Origin of the sequence: Cohnella sp. GCM10020058 (genome assembly GCF_042683485.1) — a bacterium.
Lineage (GTDB): Bacteria > Bacillota > Bacilli > Paenibacillales > Paenibacillaceae > Cohnella.
On sequence record NZ_JBHUJV010000010.1, the window covers coordinates 230,518 to 250,336 of the forward strand.

The 19,819-nt window shown below is 56.9% G+C and carries 12 protein-coding genes; 8 read left to right on the forward strand and 4 right to left on the reverse strand.

The annotated features are described in order from the left end of the window. Positions 1–11: 11 nt before the first annotated feature. Both ACFSR7_RS20855 and ACFSR7_RS20860 read left to right on the forward strand, forming a co-directional pair. The gene (locus ACFSR7_RS20855) at positions 12–3,479 is read left to right on the forward strand and encodes a discoidin domain-containing protein (RefSeq protein ID WP_378164944.1); all 3,468 of its coding nucleotides are present in this window, start codon (positions 12–14) and stop codon (positions 3,477–3,479) included. A gap of 62 nt (positions 3,480–3,541) precedes the next feature. Next, positions 3,542–5,146 carry an S-layer homology domain-containing protein gene (locus tag ACFSR7_RS20860; RefSeq protein ID WP_378164946.1) on the forward strand — a complete coding sequence of 535 codons (1,605 nt, stop codon included), beginning with the start codon at positions 3,542–3,544 and terminating at the stop codon, positions 5,144–5,146. A 3-nt stretch (positions 5,147–5,149) separates the two neighbouring features. Here the strand turns inward: ACFSR7_RS20860 and mprF are convergent, their stop codons facing one another. Together mprF and ACFSR7_RS20870 are read right to left on the reverse strand one after the other, a co-directional pair. Beyond that, a complete protein-coding gene (mprF, locus tag ACFSR7_RS20865; RefSeq protein WP_378164948.1) occupies positions 5,150–7,132 on the reverse strand; it encodes a bifunctional lysylphosphatidylglycerol flippase/synthetase MprF in 1,983 nt (660 codons plus the stop codon). Continuing rightward, positions 7,133–7,840 carry a lysylphosphatidylglycerol synthase transmembrane domain-containing protein gene (locus ACFSR7_RS20870; protein ID WP_378164949.1) on the reverse strand — a complete coding sequence of 236 codons (708 nt, stop codon included), beginning with the start codon at positions 7,838–7,840 and terminating at the stop codon, positions 7,133–7,135. 207 nt (positions 7,841–8,047) lie between these two features. Here ACFSR7_RS20870 and ACFSR7_RS20875 point away from each other — a divergent pair, with 207 nt between their 5' ends. Together ACFSR7_RS20875 and ACFSR7_RS20880 are read left to right on the forward strand one after the other, a co-directional pair. Next, complete coding sequence (locus ACFSR7_RS20875) at positions 8,048–9,328, forward strand: bifunctional DedA family/phosphatase PAP2 family protein (protein WP_378164976.1); 1,281 nt, start codon at positions 8,048–8,050, stop codon at positions 9,326–9,328. 83 nt (positions 9,329–9,411) lie between these two features. After that, entirely contained in the window at positions 9,412–11,073 is a 1,662-nt protein-coding gene (locus ACFSR7_RS20880; RefSeq protein WP_378164950.1) for a DUF6044 family protein, read from the forward strand. Between the two features lie 71 nt (positions 11,074–11,144). On the opposite strand, the gene ACFSR7_RS20885 is transcribed toward ACFSR7_RS20880, so the two are convergent. Further along, positions 11,145–11,522 (reverse strand): hypothetical protein, encoded by a 378-nt coding sequence (locus tag ACFSR7_RS20885; protein ID WP_378164952.1) that lies wholly within the window; start codon positions 11,520–11,522, stop codon positions 11,145–11,147. Positions 11,523–11,615: 93 nt separating this feature from the next. Further along, positions 11,616–13,409: a right-handed parallel beta-helix repeat-containing protein gene (locus ACFSR7_RS20890; protein WP_378164954.1), complete on the reverse strand. Its 1,794-nt coding sequence runs from the start codon at positions 13,407–13,409 to the stop codon at positions 11,616–11,618. Between the two features lie 427 nt (positions 13,410–13,836). On the opposite strand from ACFSR7_RS20890, the gene ACFSR7_RS20895 reads away from it, so the two are divergent. From ACFSR7_RS20895 to ACFSR7_RS20910, 4 genes are all read left to right on the forward strand, one after another. Beyond that, on the forward strand, positions 13,837–14,790 hold the full coding sequence (locus ACFSR7_RS20895) for an ABC transporter permease (protein WP_378164955.1): 954 nt from the start codon (positions 13,837–13,839) through the stop codon (positions 14,788–14,790). Between the two features lie 17 nt (positions 14,791–14,807). Further along, positions 14,808–15,677 carry a carbohydrate ABC transporter permease gene (locus ACFSR7_RS20900; RefSeq protein WP_378164957.1) on the forward strand — a complete coding sequence of 290 codons (870 nt, stop codon included), beginning with the start codon at positions 14,808–14,810 and terminating at the stop codon, positions 15,675–15,677. A gap of 73 nt (positions 15,678–15,750) precedes the next feature. Further along, positions 15,751–17,337 (forward strand): ABC transporter substrate-binding protein, encoded by a 1,587-nt coding sequence (locus ACFSR7_RS20905; RefSeq protein ID WP_378164958.1) that lies wholly within the window; start codon positions 15,751–15,753, stop codon positions 17,335–17,337. A 138-nt stretch (positions 17,338–17,475) separates the two neighbouring features. After that, a complete protein-coding gene (locus ACFSR7_RS20910; protein ID WP_378164960.1) occupies positions 17,476–19,818 on the forward strand; it encodes a helix-turn-helix domain-containing protein in 2,343 nt (780 codons plus the stop codon). Position 19,819: the final 1 nt, after the last annotated feature.

Genomic DNA, 19,819 nt, shown 5'->3' on the forward strand with positions numbered 1-19,819 from the left:
GTCGATCATTCATGAAATACGCTAGTTTGAGGCTAAGGCCGGCCCTGATGACGATTTTTGCCCTTCTGCTCGTTATGCAGCTCGTCGGCTCTGTTTTCTCGCCGGCAGTCGCGAATGCTGCAGCTTCGGTCGTTTACTACGTCAGCCAATCCGGGGGGGACGACGCCGCGGACGGCTTATCGGAGACGACTGCCTGGAAGACGTTGGCGCAGGTGTCGGGGAAGACCTTTCAGCCCGGCGACCGCATTCTGCTTAAGTCGGGCGACCGATGGACAGGAGAGACGCTGACTCTGCGCGGCAGCGGCACGCCCGAACAGCCGATCGAGCTGTCGTCCTACGGGACGGGAGACAAGCCGCTTATTTCTCCGCAGTTGACGGACGCGTCGGCTATCACGCTCCATAATGAGGAAGGCTGGCGCATTGACGGCATCGCGATGGAAAAGGCGATGATGGGCATCAACGCGGAGTTCGACGGCGTCTACGACAAGCGGTCGCTCGCGTTCGAAAACCTCGACATCCGCGACATGGACGATACGTTCAACAGCAAGCCGAATCTGTACAATCACTTTTCGACGGGGATCGCCCTGAAGGGGAACGGCAATGCGTCGACGTACCATCTTCGCGGACTTACGTTGAAGTCGATCGCCTTCGACAACGTGAATACGCCGCTTTTTCAAGGGGCTATCTCCCAGTATACGAACACGGCCGGGTTCGGTACGAACGCCAGGTTCAAGGACGTTACGATCGACGGTCTGACCGCGACGAACGCCAAGCAATGGGGCTTCAACTTCCTGTTTATGGTGGATGCGGTCATCACGAATATCAGCGCGGAAAATGTGGGCGTGCTGGATAGCACGCACGACGGCGTTAATCCCTACGGCATCGGCGGCGTTGTCGTCGCCAATTCGAAAAACGTCGTGTTTGACGGGGTGGAGCTTCGCAACATCGGCAAAGGCTCGCAGGGCTACGACGGCGTCGGCTTCGATTTTGAAGGCGGTACCGACGCTTCCAATGTCACGCTGCGCAACGCCGTCATAGACGGCATCGACGGCGCCGGCATTATGATCTTCGACAACGGCGGCGTGGGCGGCACCGAAGGCGCCCATGTCGACGGCGCGACCGTTCGCAATTTCGGCAGAAGCCCCGGGAATTCCAGCGGCGGCATCAAGTTTTTCCCGAATAACAAGACGACGGGCACCATCCGGAACGTGACCATCGATCGAGGCGACGCGCAGGTTCCGTTCCTCGAAGGGACCGCCGACGGGTTCGCGCTGACGAACATGACCTACCTGCCGGAGGCCCTGCAGGCTGAATTCGTCGAGCTCGATACGGCAACCTCGGGCGATTGGCGCAGCCGCTTCGGACGTGAAGGATATAAGCTGGAAAAATTCGAGTCGAAGCTTCCCGACTATGCCGTGCTGAACGAGACGAGCGGCGCGAGCGCGGTAGCCTGGCAGGCATCGACCTCCGATCGCAGGGCCCTCACCAATGCGCAAGGCACGGCGCGATCGGCAGGCGCGATGGTCTCGGCGGATAAGGGAGGCACGCTTGTCTACGATCTGGATATGAAGGACGGCTTGACGCACCGGATCGCCTTCTACATGGCGGATTGGAATCGCGAGGGACTGAAGCAGTCCGTTACGGTCGAAGACGAAGCCGGACATATCCTGATCGAACCGCGGGAAATCAAGGATTTCGGAGACGGCGTCTATTTCGTATTCGATGCGGCGGGACATGTCGTCGTTAAGGTGACCGGGTCTGCGGACAGCAAGGCGGTCGTCGGCGGGATCTTTTTTGGCAATGCCAAGGCAACGCCGGTTCTGACCTTGAGCAAAGCGGCGGCCAAGCCCAGCATCGACGGCGATATTACGGATGTGGAGTGGCAGTCGGCGGAAAGCGTGGAGATGAGCGACGATGCGCAAGTGCTGCATGGGGAAGGCAGCCTGATCGGCGCAACCGAGACGGACCTGACCGGCAGCGTTCGCTTGATGTGGGACGCCTACGGACTGTATCTGGCGGGAACCGTTCAGGATAACGAGTATTTTAATCCTTACGGCCAGGGCGATCCGCTCAATAACAACGACGTCATCCAGCTGACGGTCGACCCGATGAACCGCAAAACGTCCGGTACGGGAGATGCCTATATTTTCGATTTCGTGCCGACGTCCGGCAGCGACCATAGCGGACCGGCAGCTTGGTACGAGCATTGGAAATGGGGCGGCGCCGATTACCGGGCGGGCGTGAAGGTGGCCGGCAAAATAACGGCGGACGGTTATGCGCTGGAAGCGTTCGTGCCATGGAGCGCGCTGCGCAAAAACGGGGAGTCTTTTACGCCGGGACCGAATATGAAGCTGGGCTTAGGGGTGATGATCGGCGATTTCCGCGCAAACGGCCAGCTGAAGGGGATCCTGACGAACTTCGGCCAAGGCGAAAATACGATCGGCGATGCCGCTTCGTACCGCACGGTTCTCCTGACCGAGCGCGCGACGGCCAGCGCGGCCGTATCCCGGGGCAAGCCGGTTACGGCTACCAGCAATAACGCGCCAAGCTCCGATCCCGCCATGGCGGTGGACGGGGACGAAGCGACGGCATGGGTGGCGGCGAACGGCGATCTGCCCCAATCGCTCCAGGTGGATCTGGGCCGGTCTTATCGGCTTAACAAGATCGAGCTGCTGTACCTGACGAACGACCCATGGAAATATTCGCTCGAAGGCTCGAACGACGGGTCCGACTGGACCATGCTTGCCGATCGGTCGTCCAATACGGTGCAAGGTCCTGCCTTTGCGGACGACGTCACGGGCAGCTATCGCTACGTTCGAGTCAACATGATCGCGGGCTGGGGCAACTGGGCGACGATGAAAGAGTTTAAGGTGTATACGGACGAATCGCTGCTCGCTTCGGCCGCGTACGCGATCGACGATTCGGCCCATACGATCGCCGGCGTTCGCAGCGGAGAGTCGGTCGATACGTTCCTGAGCCAGCTTGCCGCGGTCAATTCTACGATCGGTCTGTTCCGCGCGGACGGGACGACGCCAGTCTCAGGCGGTACGATCGAGGACGGCATGAAGGTAGTGCTGCAATCGACCAAGGGGCAGCAGCCTGTCGTCTACACGGTGAAGTCTGAGCCGCCGTTTACGATATCGAGCTCGTTCAAGGTCGGCAGCAGCGAGCATCCGGAAGGACTGGCGCCGGGCGAATTGCTCACGGGCATGCTGCAAGTGACGAACAACGGCGCGGCGGCACAGACGGTCACGCTCGTGACGGCGTTGTTCGACGCCTCGGGCGAGGACGGAGCGATGGTTAACTTCTCGTATCAAACGCAAACGCTCGGCGCCGGCGAGACGTCGACGCTGACGGCGGGCTTCAAGCTGCCGAACGCGGTTGCCGGGTATAAGGCCAAGCTGTTCGTCGTGAGCGGCAGCAGCTTCTTGGCCCCGTCCGGAATTCTAAGCGAGCCGGCCGTCCTGGCCGGAAGGTAAGACGTTAACATACGCGGTTTCGGACGGCGGAGCGCCGTCCGAAACGGAGGGGGATATCGCTGATGAGAAAGTGGATCATACTGCTGATCGCCGTGCTGTTCGTTCAGCTCCTGCCGGCCGGGGCGGAGGCGGCCGCCGGGTCTTTGACGGCCACGATCGGGCAAAACGACCGCAAGGTCGTCATCGAAGGCAGGCTCGCGGAACCTGGCGCAGAAGTGCTGGTCACGGTCACGGACCCGGACGGACGAACAGACTATTTCAATCAGAAAAAGACGGACGAAACAGGCGCTTTTCGCTTCAGCTATGTGAGCCTTTCGACGAAGCCGGGCATTTATCGCGTTCGCGCCATCGGACCTTCCGGAGCGGGAGACAATGTCCTGCAAGCCGAATACACCTATACAGACTCTCCAACAAACGGCAATGAACCGGGAACGAGTGTCGTTCCTCCATCCGGAGAAGTCGAAATCATCCCTGTCGCGGACGGAGCGGTTGTGTTAAAGCCTCGTTTGAGCCGCGATCCGGTTAATGGCGGCTATTCCGCCACGATTGGCAGCGAAGCGCTGAAGCGGGCTATGGAAATGGCGAAGCCCGATCCTGACGGCGTACGTCATCTCGTCATCAATGCGAATTCCGGCGAGCCGGCAAAAGCCTATCTGATCGCGCTCCCCGCTGCGGCCTTAAGTACGGGTTCGAAATCCACTGCCATTACGCTGGACACGCCAATTGCCGCCGTAACGGTCCCATCGGACATGCTGGACGGAGACGGCGCTGCGGTTGCGGAATTTACGATTGCGCAAGCGAATCGCGACGGCTGGAACGAGGCGGCGCGCGCTGTCGTCGGCAATCGTCCGGCAGTCGACATCAGCCTCAAGCTCGACGGGAAGCCGGTGAATTGGCGCAGCGAGTTTGCACAAGTGGACGTGACGATTCCCTATGCGCCTGCGCTTCAGGAACAGGGATCCGACGATCGGCTCATCGTCCGGTATGTCAACGATAGCGGTCAATCCGTTCCCGTCATTAACAGCCGTTACAACGACGGCAAGATCTCTTTCCGAACGCTGCATTTAAGCACTTATGCCGTCGCTTTCGGGGGAGAAACGTTCGACGATCTGCCGGCCGCCCATTGGGCGTATAGAGCTGTAGGGGCTTTGGCTGCCAGAGACATCGTCAAGGGGAGACCGGACGGATCATTCGATCCTGCGGCTTCAGTAACGCGAGCCGAATTTCTGGCGCTCCTGATGAGAACGCTCGAGCAGCGTGCAGATGAAAGCGGGGACATTACCGGCAACGATCTTTCTTTTAAGGACGTGTCCTCCAACGCCTACTATGCGCCGGCGCTCCGCGCTGCGGTCAAGGCCGGTATCGTAAAAGGAGACGGCAGCGGCAGCTTTCGCCCGAGCGAGCGGATCACAAGGCAAGAGCTAAGCGCGATGGTCTATCGGGCGCTTGTAGCGACGGGTAGACTCGTCGCTTCCGGTATTCAGTCGGGAGACAGCATCGTTTTCAAAGACGAATCCGCTATTGCTGCTTATGCGCGAGACAGCATAGAAGCGCTTGTTACTGCGGGTATTCTACAGGGCAGCAACGATGCGTTCCGTCCGACCGCATTCGCTTCGCGGGCCGAAGCTGCGCAGGCGATGTATAAGATCTGGTCGCAAACGGACTGACGGCTAACGAACGCTCGCTGGCTCCGCCCGCTCGGCCTCGGCCTTGCTCCGTTTATTCGGGCGCCGGGCAATCAACAGGATTAATTCGACAAGCAGCACGGGCAGGGTCACGCGCGCAGGATAAGCCAAGTATCTGGGCTCCCAGGTCGGACGGAACTTCTCTTTGTATTTGCGCAGTCCCTTGAAGCCGTACCAGTGCCCGCCGTATTCGTAGAGCCGATTCGCCAGCTTCTCCTCGCGCATGGCGGCTCGTGCTTCGCCGACGCTCGCGAGAGGGGCCATGCCCAGATTAAAGACGGAATAGCCTTGATCCCGAGACCACTCAAGCAGGCGGATAAACAAAAAGTCCATGGTCCCATTCGGAGTATCCGCCAGATGGCGCATGAGGTCGATGGACATCGTCCGCCCGTTGTCGTAGCTTGGCGCGAGCGTGGCGAAGGCGACCTCCTGCCCGTCCGGCGCGAGCAGCACCGCGATCGGCGCTTTCTGCAGATAGGCGGTCTCGAACCAGCCCAGCGAAAATCCTTTTTCCCGACGGCCTTGAAGCCATGCCGCCGAGATCCGGCGCAGACGCTCCAGCGTTAGCGGGTCATGCGGAGACTGCAGCACCTCGAACCGGTATCCGTCGCGTTCGAAGCGATTGATGACGTTGCGAAGGTTGGTGTTGGCCTTTCCGACAAGCGAAAAGGTCGACAGATCGACCAGCGCTTCTTCGCCCAGCTTAAAAAAACGGTAGCCATTTTCGTGATAAATCGGCAAATAGGCGGGGGCTACCTGGTAGAAAACGACCTCCAGATCGTATAAATCTGCGTGTTGCTGGCATTCCTGAATGCCTCTGCTGATCAGCGAAGCGTCGCCCAACGGGTCTCCGAGCACCACTAGCTTGTTGCGAATGATCGAATAAGGAATGAGTACGCGGCCGTCGCATGCCCAGAAAAAACGCTTGTCTCCCGCAAAGAGCATATGGGTCAGCAGGTTGCCCTGTGCATCCTTCAAAAAGTCGCGAACCCGGTCCAGCTCCTCGGGAGAAGCGCCGCGTGCCGTTATTTTGTTCGGCCGAAGCACAAGCGCGAGCGACAGCAGCAACCAAGTCGCGCCGAGGCCCGTCACGACGGCGATCGTATGCTCCGTCGGGTTCAGGATCAAATGAAGGTAGCGATTGTCGGGGAGCCGATGCACAAATTCGGGCACCGTGCCGGCAGCGACGACATCGTAGATATAGGCGATGACCAAAGTGGTCGCGGCCCAGACGGCCATGCGCTCCCGAGCGATCGGCGCGCCGATCCTGTAGAATCGCGCTCGCGATAAATAAAGCAAGAGCGCGACAAACAGCAGGAAGATCGCTTCCTCGAAATCAAACGCCTTGGTGAAGGTAAACAAGGCGCCGGCACACAGCAGGCCGAGCGTCCACTGATAAGCACGCTTGATTCTTCGGGAGATGCCCCATGACAGAACGATCAGCATCAATCCGATCGTGAGGCTTAGTTGGTGGGACAGGCGCATGAGCGGCGCCGATAGAAGCTCCTTGGCGAATTCCAGCCGTCCGAGCAAGCCGGGCGTCGCAGCCGACAGGAGCAGCACGCCTCCGCTTAGAAAAACCAGCTTGCCGAGCGCCCATGCGCCGAATTCGGACATCCAGGCATGCTGGCCGGGGAATTCCCACAAGCGCTGCCAGCCGTTCAGCGAATCCTCTACCGGGTCCGAATCGGTCTCCGCTGTCTTCTGACGATTTTGGGCAAACTCGAAGACGCCCATGATGAGTCCGATGAGCCAAGGGAACAGATAATAAAGGATGCGGAATAGAACAAGCACCGCGGCGGTATTCTCCGGCGCGTAGCCGAGCGCTTGAAGACCGAACAGCGCGATCAGGTCAAAGCCCCCGATGCCGCCGGGTGCGAGGCTCACCAGTCCCGCTACGGCAGCGGCGGTGAAGATGCCCACCGCCGTAAGGAAAGGGAGATCCGGAAGCAGCGTCGATCCGATCATTCAGAACACGGCGCCGGCCAATGCCCACTCCGCCACAGATACGAGCACGGATGCGACGATGGTGGACGGATTCATTCGCGGCAGGTCGCGGTTCAGCCATTTCGCATAAAAAGAAGTGCGTTGAAACAGCAAATAGCCGGGCAGGTAAAGCGCAATGGCCCAGACGGCATAAAGCGTCCAGCGATGGGTTCGAACCACTGCGTCGATCGGAAAAAGCCCGCAGATGCCTCCCCAGGCCAGCAGCGATATCCCTGTCATGGTGATGGTGGACAGGAAGGCGATGATGGCCGTTATGGTCGGAACGGAAAGGCCGCGGTTGCGGTACAGATAGGTCCGAAGTGCGGCTCCGGCAACCCCGGCGAATCCGATGACGCTATTCGAGGTATTGGCGATCCAGGCGATACGAAAAGTCGCCCAGCGCCCGATCGTAAGCCGGAAATGCCGGCGTAGCACGAATTCATAGCCGCCGACCGCCGCGACCGCTACCAACGACGATGCGATGAGCAGGAGCAGCCTGGAAGGCTCGATCTGCCGCAAGATATGCAGCGTAGCTGCCCAGTCGATCCGGCGGAATTCGGCCTGGCCTTCCCATATAATAAGTCCGATTACGGCAAGTGGGATCAGGAGTTGTATCACTTTTAACCGGTACAGCGTGGACAGGAGCTTCAGCGCCTTCAGGCGAGGGAGCTCCCTTTCGGTTTTTGCCATAATTGATCTCCTTATCCAATGGTCGTACACAAAGTATAACCTGAACGGGCTTTCCGAAAAAAATATTTTATTTGCGGCGAACAACCGTCTCTATTTCGACGTCCTTTTTTTATGTAAAGTAAGTAAGTGTTAAAAGACCGCGCAAGTAGGAATGATACCAACAAGCTGGCCGCTCTATGTGCATCCGGGAGGCGATTACTATTGGACATGCTGACAAACTTGCTTGCGCACTACGGATACGGACTCATCTTCTTGTTTCTGTGTCTCGAGATGCTCGCGCTGCCGCTTCCCGGCGAGATGATGATGAGCTATATCGGACTTTTTGTATATGAGCAAAAATTGAGCTGGCTGTTCAGCATCGTATCGGCAGGCACGGGCGTGTTGACTGGCGTGACGCTATCTTACTGGATCGGGTACCGGCTGGGCCGGCCGTTTATCGTTCGATACGGGCATCGCGTCCATCTGACGGAAGCGCGCATAGACAAGCTGACCCTCTGGTTTGAAAAGTACGGGGACAAGCTGCTTTTCGTCGCTTATTTTATACCCGGCGTCCGGCATATTACCGGATACTTTTGCGGCGTGACCCGCATGCCTTTCAGACGTTATGCGTTTTATGCTTATACCGGCGCGATATTCTGGGTGGGGTTGTTTATCTCCCTGGGCAAGGTACTGGGTCCCAAGTGGGAGCTCTACCACTCGACGGTCAATCGATATATGATTATCTTTGGCATCGCCTCGGCTGTTCTGGCCGGCCTGGTTTATGTTTACAGGAAATACAAAGGACAAGTTTTCGAGGCGCTTATGCAGCTTCTGGCGCAAGGGGTGCGCCGTTTTCATTCGTTCGGCAAAGTTCGTTTTTTGCTGCTGGCTTCCTTTGCCGTTTTCATCGTATTTTTCTCGCTGATGCTCGGCGTGATTCAGGACTTTCTGGGCCAGGAATTCGGACAGTTCGACGAGATTGCGTCCTTTCTGGTCATCGCCTCCTTCGGTCCGGGTTGGGACGGATGGATGCACGCCTTCGAGCAGCTCGGCACGCTTTATTTGTATGGCCCCGTGCTGGTCCTGACAGCGCTATGGATCATGCTGCACAGCAAGGAGCGAAGGCTCGACCTGATTTTTCTTGTATGGGTTGTCGTAGGCGGGGAGTTCCTCGACGAGATTTTGCGCACGTTCTTCCATCGCCCGGGGCCGGTCGCGGCGGACGTTCAGCTGTTTAATACGTTCCCCAGCGAGGAAACGTTGATTACCTTGACGGTCTGCGGATTTTCGGTTTTCCTGCTGCTGCGCCACTACCACTTTCGTTATGTGCGGGTTCCCCTCGTGCTGGGCGTAATCTTGATTTGTCTGGCGGTAGGCATCAGCCGGATTTATTTCGGGGTACAGTACCCCAGCGACGTCTTTGCAGGCTATGTGTTCGGGGGGGCGTGGGTCAGTCTCCATGTGATGCTGCTGGAGATTCTCCGGAAGCTGCGAACCGTGGGGGATTAATGCAGTCGCAAAAGGCAATCGGCAGTCGGCAATCTTAATGGATAGGCAGGTCAATCATGCGGCAGTCTGCGATAAAATACATCATGGAAAAACGATTTTTGCTGGCCTCTGTTCTTATGATATTGCTTTATCTTTCGCCGCTTTTCATTCTGGGCGAAAATGCGCACGTCCGGATCCATGACAATCTGGACTCCAATGTCGCCTGGTATAAAGTGCTGCTTCGCAGCCATGAGCTGTTCGGGCCGCTCGATGCGGTCGTTCCGCAGGTCATGAACGGTTTGCCGCGAGGCGCATACGGGACGGAGTTCAGCGGCATCGTCTGGCTGTACGCGCTTTTTCCCACGATGACGGCTTATGCGGCGAGTCAACTCATCACGAGAATCGTCGCTTTTTTCGGCATGTACCTGCTGCTTAAAAGGCACCTGCTCGCGCAGCAAGACGCCGGCCTGATTCGCCTCGGCGTTGCGCTTGCTTTTTCCTTGACGCCGTTTTGGCCGTCGGGCATGCTCAGTACATTGGGACAGCCATTGGCGCTTTGGGCTTTTTTGAATATTCGCAGCAGGGCGCATGGTTGGCGGTCGTGGGCCGTTATCGCTCTCCTGCCGCTGTACGCCAGCTTTGTCCTCGGATTTTTCTTTTTCCTCGCGGCGATGGGGGGGCTGTGGTTGCGGGACGTTGTCAAAAAGCGCGGCTGGAACCCGGTTTTCCTGGGGAGCATCGCCTTTATGACAGCCCTTTTTTTAGCGATCGAATATCGGCTTGTTCTGGGACTCGTCGCAACGGACGTTCCGACCAGCCGATCCGAATTCGTCGAATCCACGAATGGTTTGTTGAAGACGATCGGACTCGCCCTCATTAATTTTTTGTGGGGTCACAGTCATGTATTAACGATGCAGGCCGTTGTGATTCTGCCCGTTTTCTTGATTGCTTTAAAGATGGTCTACGAGCGTAAAAGCTGGCGCACCGACAAAAGCTTCGTTTATTTGCTGGGGCTTAATTTCATGTTGTCCTTGTGGTACGCCTTCTGGTTTTACAAAGCGTGGGAGCCGATCAAGGAACGCTTCTCTTTGTTGACGACGTTTAATTTCGGCCGGTTTCACTTTTTGCATCCGCTCGTCATTTACGTCAGTTTTGCGCTTGGCCTGTACGTCCTCTGGCGGCTGGGCGGCAAGTGGCACAAGCGCGTGCACTTTTTTCTGATTGCACAGGTCGTTTTCCTCTTCTTCTGCAATGACGAGATCGTGTACCGCTTCGATGGGCAGCCGTCGATCAGACAGTTTTACGCGGTGGACCAGTTCCGGCAGATCCGGGCCTATATCGGCAAGCCTCTCGATTCCTACCGGGTCGCCAGCATCGGCCTGCATCCGTCCATTGCGCAATTTAACGGCTTCTATACGCTGGATTCGTACAATAACTATTATCCGCTGACGTACAAGCATGCGTTCCGGAGCATCATCGCCAAGGAGCTGGACAAAAGTCCGGAATTAAAAGCTTATTTCGACGAATGGGGCAGCCGCTGCTATCTGTTCGTGAGCGAGCTTGGAAAGAATGCCGAATTCAAAAAGGACGCTTCCGCGCGAATCAGCGATTTGCAGTTGAATATGGATGCGTTTAAGGCGATGGGAGGCAGCTATATTTTCTCCGCCGTTCCCATTGTGAATGCCGAAGAAGACGGCCTTCGACTGCTGAAGGCTTTCGACAACGCGCAGTCGGCTTGGCGGATTTATTTATATGAAGCGAAATGAGTATCGGGGCTGTCTTAAGGCCGCTTCGTCTCTTGGCCGAGGTTGGCTGCGGGATCCAGCCATGTGGCGCTTTATAGCGTCTCTTTGCCAAGGTTGGCGGCGGGATCCAGCCATGTGGCGCTGTACAGCGTTTCTTTGCCAAGGTTGGCGGCGGGATCCAGCCATGTGGCGCTGTATAGCGTCTCTTTGCCAAGGTTGGCGGCGGGATCCAGCCATGTGGCGCTGTACAGCGTTTCTTTGCCAAGGTTGGCGGCGAAGTCCCGCCATGTGACGCTGTGCAGCGTCTCTTTGCCTCGGTTGGCGGCGGGGGCCCGCCAAGTGGCGCTGTACAGCGTCTCTTTGCCACGGTTGGCGGCGAGGTCCCGCCGTGTGACGCTGTACAGCGTCTCTTTGCCGCGGCTGGCGGCAAAGATCCCGCCAAGTGGCGCTGTACAGCGTCTCTTTGCCACGGCTGGCGGCGAAGTCCCGCCATGTGACGTTGTACAGCGTCTCTTGGCAATAGAGTACTTGTCCAGCTGTCAGTCAGATGCAGTCGGCCAAGCTTAGAAACCGATGTTATCCTTCAAGTGGATCGTGCCGTTCTTGAACGTCGTGTTGGCGCCCTTGTCGTTGATCAGCGTATTGCCCGTGAAGTAAATGTCCTTGATCTGACCGTCGCCCCATACTCCGATTCCGCGGTGTGCGGCGTTTTTGATCGTGTTGCCCGTAAAGGTAACGTTGTCGATCACGCCGGTCGACGCATAGACGAGCACGTTCGGATGGTTCTGCGGCTCCTGGATGCCTGTGTGGTCGACCGTATTGCCTTTCACCGTAACGTTTTTGACGTTGGTCGTATTGTAGGAGCCTTCGCAGGCGATATAGATGCCGGCCATTTGCGTATCCTTGACGGAGTTGCCTTCGATCAGCACGTCTGTGCCTCCGACGACGGAGATGCCCCGCGCCAGCGAGCCGTATCCGACATCGTTGTTGCGGATCGTAATGTTCTTGACGGCCGGCTCGTCGTAGCTGACGACCGCGATCGTATCGTCGCCGACGCCCTTCACCAGGTTGCCCTCGACCGTGATATCGCTGCTGCCGTTCGTCATATGAATGCCGTCGGCGCCCGTCGAGTCGACGACATTATTCGTGATCCGGCCGCCCTTGGCTTCATAGGTAACCATGATGCCGGCCGTGCTGGACTTGTAGACATATACGCTGTCGATGACAAAATTCGTAGCGCTGCGGACGGTGATGCTGTTCTTCTCGTTTGCGCCGTTGCCGCGCGGGACGGTCGTCGCATACGCATGCTTGATGCCGCTCAGCGTGACGCCGTCGCCCTTGATGTCGATGGAGCCGTTCTGCGGATCGGTGGAGGTGAGCGTCGTCTTGTCCATGCCGGCGCCGCGCAGGCTGATGCCGTCAAGCGTCAGGATTTTGCCGAGCGTGAAATTGCCGGCCGGCACGGTCACGAGCTTGCTTTGCGACTTGGCTTTGGTCAGGCAGGTGACAAAGGCGGCATAGTCGTCCTTGCCGTCGTCAGGGATGGCGCCGCAGCTCGTCACGTCGATGCCTGCTGCAGGCGTCGGCGTTGGGGTTGGCGAGGCCGTTGCAGTCGGCTTGGCCGTAGGCGTTGGTGTCGGCGTGAGAGCGGGCGCTGCCGTTGTGGTTGGCTTGGCGACCGGTGATGGCGTAGGTGTCGGTGTAGGCGTAGCAGTCGGTTTAGCCGTTGGCGTAGGAGTTGGCGTTGGGGTTGGTGTCGGTGTCGGCGTTACAGCCGGTGCATCGGATTGAAATTCGATGGTCGGACTCCAGAGCGTCTCGTCGCCGACGGCCGTATTTCTGCGGTTCACGATGAAATAGATGGCCGTTCCTTTTTCGACCGGGACGCTTCCGACGCTCTTCGGCGCGTAGCCTTTAACATAGGTCAGCGTATTTTTCCACAGCATCTTGCTGTCCTTGAGCACCGTAACGACGATGCCGTCCCCAAGCTCGGAGCTTCTGGATACCTCTCCGGTAATCGCGATTGTGCCCTTGTCCGGCGCTACCCACTTGAGGACGGAGTCGGCGTTCTCGTCCGGATACTGCTTATCGCCCGACACCCATGGATAACTGGCGTCGGCAGGCTGCCAGCGCTTGTTCGCGGCATTATATACAAGATCCGTGTACACGGAGCCTACGAGCTTCTGATAGTACCATTGATGCTGGCCCTGCACAGTTCCGAAGTCGGCGGCGGCGGAGAACACTTGCGAGGTCGTGCTGGTTGCGGCGAATGCCGGCTTGTCGATGTTAGACGAGAAACCATAGACGACACCGAGCGCCAGAACAAGCGCCATTGCCACCGAACTGAATTTTTTCAAGAAAAAAACCCCCATCGCATGTTTGAGTGTTGGATTGAGTGGGTAAAGACGGAGTGACAGGTCTGTAAACTGAATATCGGCGCTAAAAACGGCGGCATGAATATCTTGGCAGCATCTTGTTGTGTGCCAATTTATTCCTGCTGCTCTTCGAGTTGAATTGCGCCCGCTAACGTACCATCGCTTCCGTCCTCAGCCATATCCCAAGTCCTTCTCCTTGCTGCCTCTCTCGCATGTCCCCCTATATTCCTATTCAACAGCATCGGCATCCGGACGAGCGCTCCCATAATCGGGCTGCACTTCCGACCCGTACGGCAATCTAAAGCCCGCACATCGTCAAAACAAAGTTCGATCGTGGATTTAAACTACCGAACCGGCGAAAACCGATGCTAAGATGAGCCTATCTTCCCAGGAAAGGGGCTCGCGAGCAATGAAATCGGTGCGCATACAGGGCAGCCGCCGCACCAGCCGATCAAGCTTCATCGTTACATTAGAGCGCAACAAATGGCTGTTGTTGTTGGCCGCGCCGGCTACGATCGCCGTCATCCTGTTCTCTTACCTGCCCATGTTCGGCGTCGTACTCGCATTCAAGCGATACAACTTTACGGACGGCATATTCGGCAGCCCCTGGTCGGGCTTCGACAACTTCAAGTATTTGTTCGCGACGCGGGATGCGTTCAACAGCACGATCAACACGGTCTATTTAAATGCCCTGTTCATCGTGTTCTCGCTTCTCGGTTCGATCGCCGTCGCCTTGCTAATGATGGAGGTTCGCAACAAGTGGCTCGTGAAGTCCTATCAATCGGTGCTGTTTTTTCCTTACTTCATCTCCTGGGTTATCGTCGGCTACTTCGCTTATGCGCTGCTCAACTACGATACCGGCACGGTGAACCGATTGCTCGAGGCCGCAGGGCTGGATGCCGTTCAGTGGTATACGAAGCCGCAATACTGGCCTGCGATACTGATCCTCGTCTATGTATGGAAAAACGTCGGCTACTTCAGTCTCATTTACTTGGCGGGGATGCTGGGCATCGACAAGGAGTATTACGAGGCGGCGACGATGGACGGGGCGACCAGGCTCCAGCAGATCCGCAAGATCACGCTGCCGCTGCTCGTCCCGCTCGTCACCATTATGGTGCTGATGCAGGTGGGAAGAATTTTTTTCGCGGATTTCGGCTTATTCTTCAACGTGACGCAGAACAGCGGCGCGTTGTACAGTACGACCGACGTCATCGACACCTACGTATTCCGCACCTTCCGCGTGCTGGGCGATGCGGGCATGGCCACGGCGGCAGGCTTGTACCAGGCGGTATGCGGGCTTATCCTCGTGTGCATATCCAACTGGCTCGTTAAAAAGGTAAATCCGGAAAACGCTTTGTTCTGAGAAAGGATGTAATGGCTATGAGCCGCAAAATTGAATGGGGCCGAGGGTTCGTTCACCTGACGCTGCTTCTACTCGCCGTCGTCTGCATCGTTCCGCTGCTTCTCGTCGTATCTGCATCGTTGTCGGAAGAGACGGCAATTGCCGAATACGGCTATACGATCATTCCGAAGGCGATCAGCTTGTATGCTTACCGCTATATTCTATCGAATCCGTCGCAGATTTTTTCGGCCTATGAAGTGACCATTATCGTCACGATCGTCGGTACGGCGCTCAGCCTGTTGATCTCGTCCTGTCTCGCGTATGCGCTGTCCCGACGGGACTTCGCGTACCGGCGCGGCTTCGCGTTTTTTATCTACTTCACGATGCTGTTCAACGGCGGACTGGTGCCCAGCTATATGCTGGTCACCCAAACGCTGCATCTCAAAAACAGCCTGGGTTCGCTCATTCTTCCGTATTTGATCGTACCGTGGTTCGTGCTGCTCCTTCGAACTTACTTTTCCGAAATACCGGAGCCGCTGCTAGAGAGCGCCAAGCTGGAGGGAGCCGGCGAGCTGAGAATTTTATGGAATATCGTGCTCCCGCTGTCGCTCCCCGCAATCGCCACCGTCGGCTTGTTCATTATTTTAATGTACTGGAACGACTGGTATCTGGCGCTTCTGTACCTGGACGACAGTCACAAGTTTCCGCTGCAATATTTGCTGTACACCATCATGCAGAACTTGTCGGCGATCAAAGCGAATCCGATGCCGGGGATGGCGATCCATCTGCCCGGCGAGAACACCAGGATGGCCATCGCCGTCCTCGCAACCGGACCGATCCTGTTCGTTTTCTTATTCGTACAGCGGTACTTCGTGGCGGGGCTCAAGGTCGGCGCGGTCAAAGGATAACGATAACGGCTTATACCGGGAGCCCGGATAAGTATAGATGGACAGCCACACACAGACACAGGGAGGAAAGAAAATGAAAAGGGCAAAGCAATGGCAAGGGTTGGTCTTGTCCGCATGCATGGCGGGGACGATGGTGCTGGCCGGCTGCGGCAACAATAACGGAGAGAATAGCGCCGCTTCAGAGACGGTAAAAGCTTCTGCGTCCGCGGGGGCTTCGACAAGCGCGACCGCATCCGCTTCAGCGCCGTCCCCGGCCAATCTGGCGCCGGTGGAGCTGTCTTGGTACGTTCCCGGCACGCCTCAGAAAGACACCGAGCTGGTGGAAGCCGAGATCGACAAATATCTGAAGGAGAAGATCAACGCAACCGTCAAAATCAAGTTCATCGATTGGAGCTCCTTCGAGCAAAAGATCAACGCGATGACGGCGACGGGGGAAAATCTCGACCTCGTCTTCACGGCATCGTGGTTCAACAACTACATTACCAATGCCGGCAAAGGCGCGTATGTCCCCTTGAACGATCTGCTCGATCAGTACGGCCCGCATTTGAAGGAGAAGTTCGGCAAGTACCTGCCTTCCGCGCAGGTCAACGGCAAGCTGTACGCGATTCCGTACAACATCAGCGCGATGGCGCTGCAGCGCGGGATCGACGTCAGCAAGGAGCTCGCCGACAAGTATCGGTTCGATCCGACCGGCATCAAGAAGCTGGTGGACTTCGAGCCGCTGTACGCACAGATCGTACAGAACGAGAAGGGGATTATTCCCGTCGGCATGGATAACAACCAGCGCTCTTATTTGGCTATGTATACGCTTCCTTATATGTTCATCGACAACAAGCTCCCGGGCGCCGTCAAGCAGGGCGACGACTCGCTTACGGTCGTCAATCAATATGAGACGCCCGAGTTTAAGCAGTACGCGGAGCTCATGAGAAGCTGGAACGAGAAGGGCTTCATCAACAAGGACTCCGTCTCGCTGAAGGATTCCGATACCCCGCTGAAGGCCAAGAAATTCGCCGGCATTGTCGACAATGCCGCGCCTGGCTGGGATGTGTCGTTCAAAAACAACTACGGCTTCGATATTTACCAGGTCACGACGACGGAACCCGAGATCACGACTTCCGGCATTTTCTCCAGCATGACCGCCATCAGCAAAACGAGCAAAAATCCCGAAAGAGCGATGATGCTGCTGGACCTGGTGAACTCGGATCCCGCGCTGCTCAACCTGTTCGCGTTCGGGATCGAAGGCAAGCATTACGCGGTCGTCGACAGTTCCTCGGACATCAAGATCATCAAGCGTCCGGACGGCGTCACGGCGGAGACCAACGGCTACGATCTGAACGGCGGCGGCTGGCTGTTCGCGGATCCGTGGATGCTGTACGACTACAGCCCGGACCGCGTCGCGCAGGTCGAGGCCCAGAAGGCGTTCGTGGACACTGCGAAGCTGTCGCCGATCCTCGGCTTCGTCTTTAATCCGGATGCGGTGAAGACGCAGGTGGCTAGCGTCACGGCGATCTTCGATCAATATATGCCCGCGCTCGGATCGGGCTCGCTCGACACGGACAAGGCGCTCGCCGAGTTCACCGACAAGCTGAACAAAGCCGGCGCCAAGGAGATCGTACAGGAAATGCAGCGGCAGATCGATGCCTGGAAAGCGCAAAAATAAAACGAGTGAATCCGGATTCTGAAGTCGGAGTCAGCGAGCGCGCGGCGATGCCGGCGCTCCGCCTGGCTCTGATTTCTTTCCCATTTTCCGCGCGGAAGGCGTTATGATAGGGGTAGCCCAGCAAAGGAGTCTGCAGCGATGAGATTTTTGAACCGTTCCTACAGCATGTACAAGAAGATGATTCTCTACATTTCGGTTCTGATCGCCGTCGTTCTTTTCGTGCAATCTCTGATCCTCAATCGGAATTTTGAGAAGATCGGATCCAGAATGACATTCGATTCGAACGTGAATATGCTGTCCCAGATCAGTTACAGCGCGAATTATATGAACGATGCGGTGAGAAGCTTCGCCGCCACCATTTATTCCGACCCTAACAATCTTCCGCTGAGATACGCGCCGTCGGCCAACCCGGAAGAGACATACGGGCAGCTTCAGATCATCGATACGATGGTCAACCAGTCTCCTTATATCTATTCCGTATACATATACAACGGTGAGCAGGACCGGTTTTATTCTTCCAAGACGGGAACGATCGTCGACGCCGATCATTTTCCGGATCAGGATCTGGCGAAGCTCATCGAACAGAACCTGCTGCCGGCCGATTATGAGTTCTCCCCGATTCCCCGGCAAATTCCGCTCAATAGCTACAATGGCGCGAACCGGCTCTCAACGAACGTATTGACTTATCTCATTTGCGATCGATACGCCGACAGCGGACGCATTCAGAGCGCCATCGTCATCAACGTGAAGGTGGACTATCTGACGGGTCTGATCAAGGAGTTGAAAAATAAAGGCTCGTCCCTGTCCAACGATGTCGCGATCGTCACCGGCGGCGGTCTCATCAGCGACGGATTGCATGCCGATGCGGAGCAGGCAGGGCCGCTCGGCAAGGCTTCCATACAGCGGGTCGCGGGCAGCACGGAGAAGTCCGGGTACTTCAAAGCCGGTTCCGGAAAAGACAGCAAGCTGATTACCTACGTATCTTCGGACATTTTGGACTGGAAGTTTGTAAGCGCTACGCCTTTGCAAGAAATCGTCAAGGACATTAACAAGCTCAGGCTGGCGACTTATTTGGCTTGTGTCGTCATCGCCGCCATCGGGCTGGTGCTGGCCTATTTTCTGTCCAAGCACCTGTACTCTCCGTTGCGCCGGGTGATCGGCACGGTCGGCAGCGCGGTCAATGCAGATCCGGCCGGAGCGCAGATCAGCGAGATCGAATTTCTGTCCAGGGTATTTATGGATAACATCGAATCGGCCAAGTCGTTGAAAATCGCCAAAAACGAGAATGACTCTCGGCTGAAGCAGCAGGAGCTCCGTCATGTGCTCACCGATAACAGCCTGAGTCGGGAACAGATCGAGAAGACGTTTCTTCGTCTTCATGTCGATCTGCAGCCGCACAGTCCGCTGTTCGTCTGTCATTTTGCGATCGACGATTTGGATGCGTTCCAGCGCCGCTTCAGCTTGCGGGATCAGGAGCTGTTCCGGTATATGGTCGGGAACGTAAGCGGCGAGATGATCGACGGGCAGTTCCGCCACGAATTCGTCGTCCTGGGCGATCGCCAGCTGATTCTGATCGCGCAGAGCCGGTCGGACGATGCCGTGGGTGCGTATTCGCAGGTGCCGGGGCTGATGCGAAGCATTCAGGAATGGTTCGCCGAAAAGACCGGACTCGCGCTCACGGTCGCCATCGGATATCTCGTGCCGGACGTATCGGAGATTCATGCCGCCTACCAAAACGCGGTTGAACTGTCGAAGTACCGTTTCATTTACGGACATCGATCCATATTGACGCCGGAGGCTGCGGATGCCGTCAGCACGGATGTATTCGAGAGGCCCGTGGGCCTCGAGCGTCAACTGGACGAGAGCCTGTCCGCAGGCAAGCTGGACGACTGTATCCGCCACTATTCGAATATCGTCCGGCACATCTCGCGTTATACGTACGATGACGTCGCTTCCTACCTGCTCTATTTCTGCTACCTGATCTATATGAAGGTCAACGATCTGGAGTCCAAAGGCTACGACAAGCTGCCCCTCGAGATCCAGCCGTTCACGCAGGAGATCGTCGCCTGCGAGACGCTCGAGCAGGTCAACGTCAAATTCATGGAAATGTTCGCCTCAATCGCAGAAATCGTGAAGCAAAAGAAGTTTAAACGCAAGAACGCCCTGGCGGAAAAGATCATTCTCATCCTGGAGACGGATTACCGCAACAAAGGCTTGTGCCAGGAAGGGGTCGCCAGCGATCTGAACGTATCGAAGGACTACGTGGGCCGAATATTCAAGGAGACGTACGCCCAGTCCTTCGGCGAGTATCTGAACGAGATCAGGCTGAATCGGGCGGCCCAGCTGCTGAGCACGACAAAGAAGAACATCGCCGAGATCGCCGAGGAGATCGGCTGGGAAAATAAAAATTACTTATATACGCTGTTCAAAGCCAAGTTCGGCATGACAACAAGCGAATATCGAACCAAATTCGGCCTGTGAG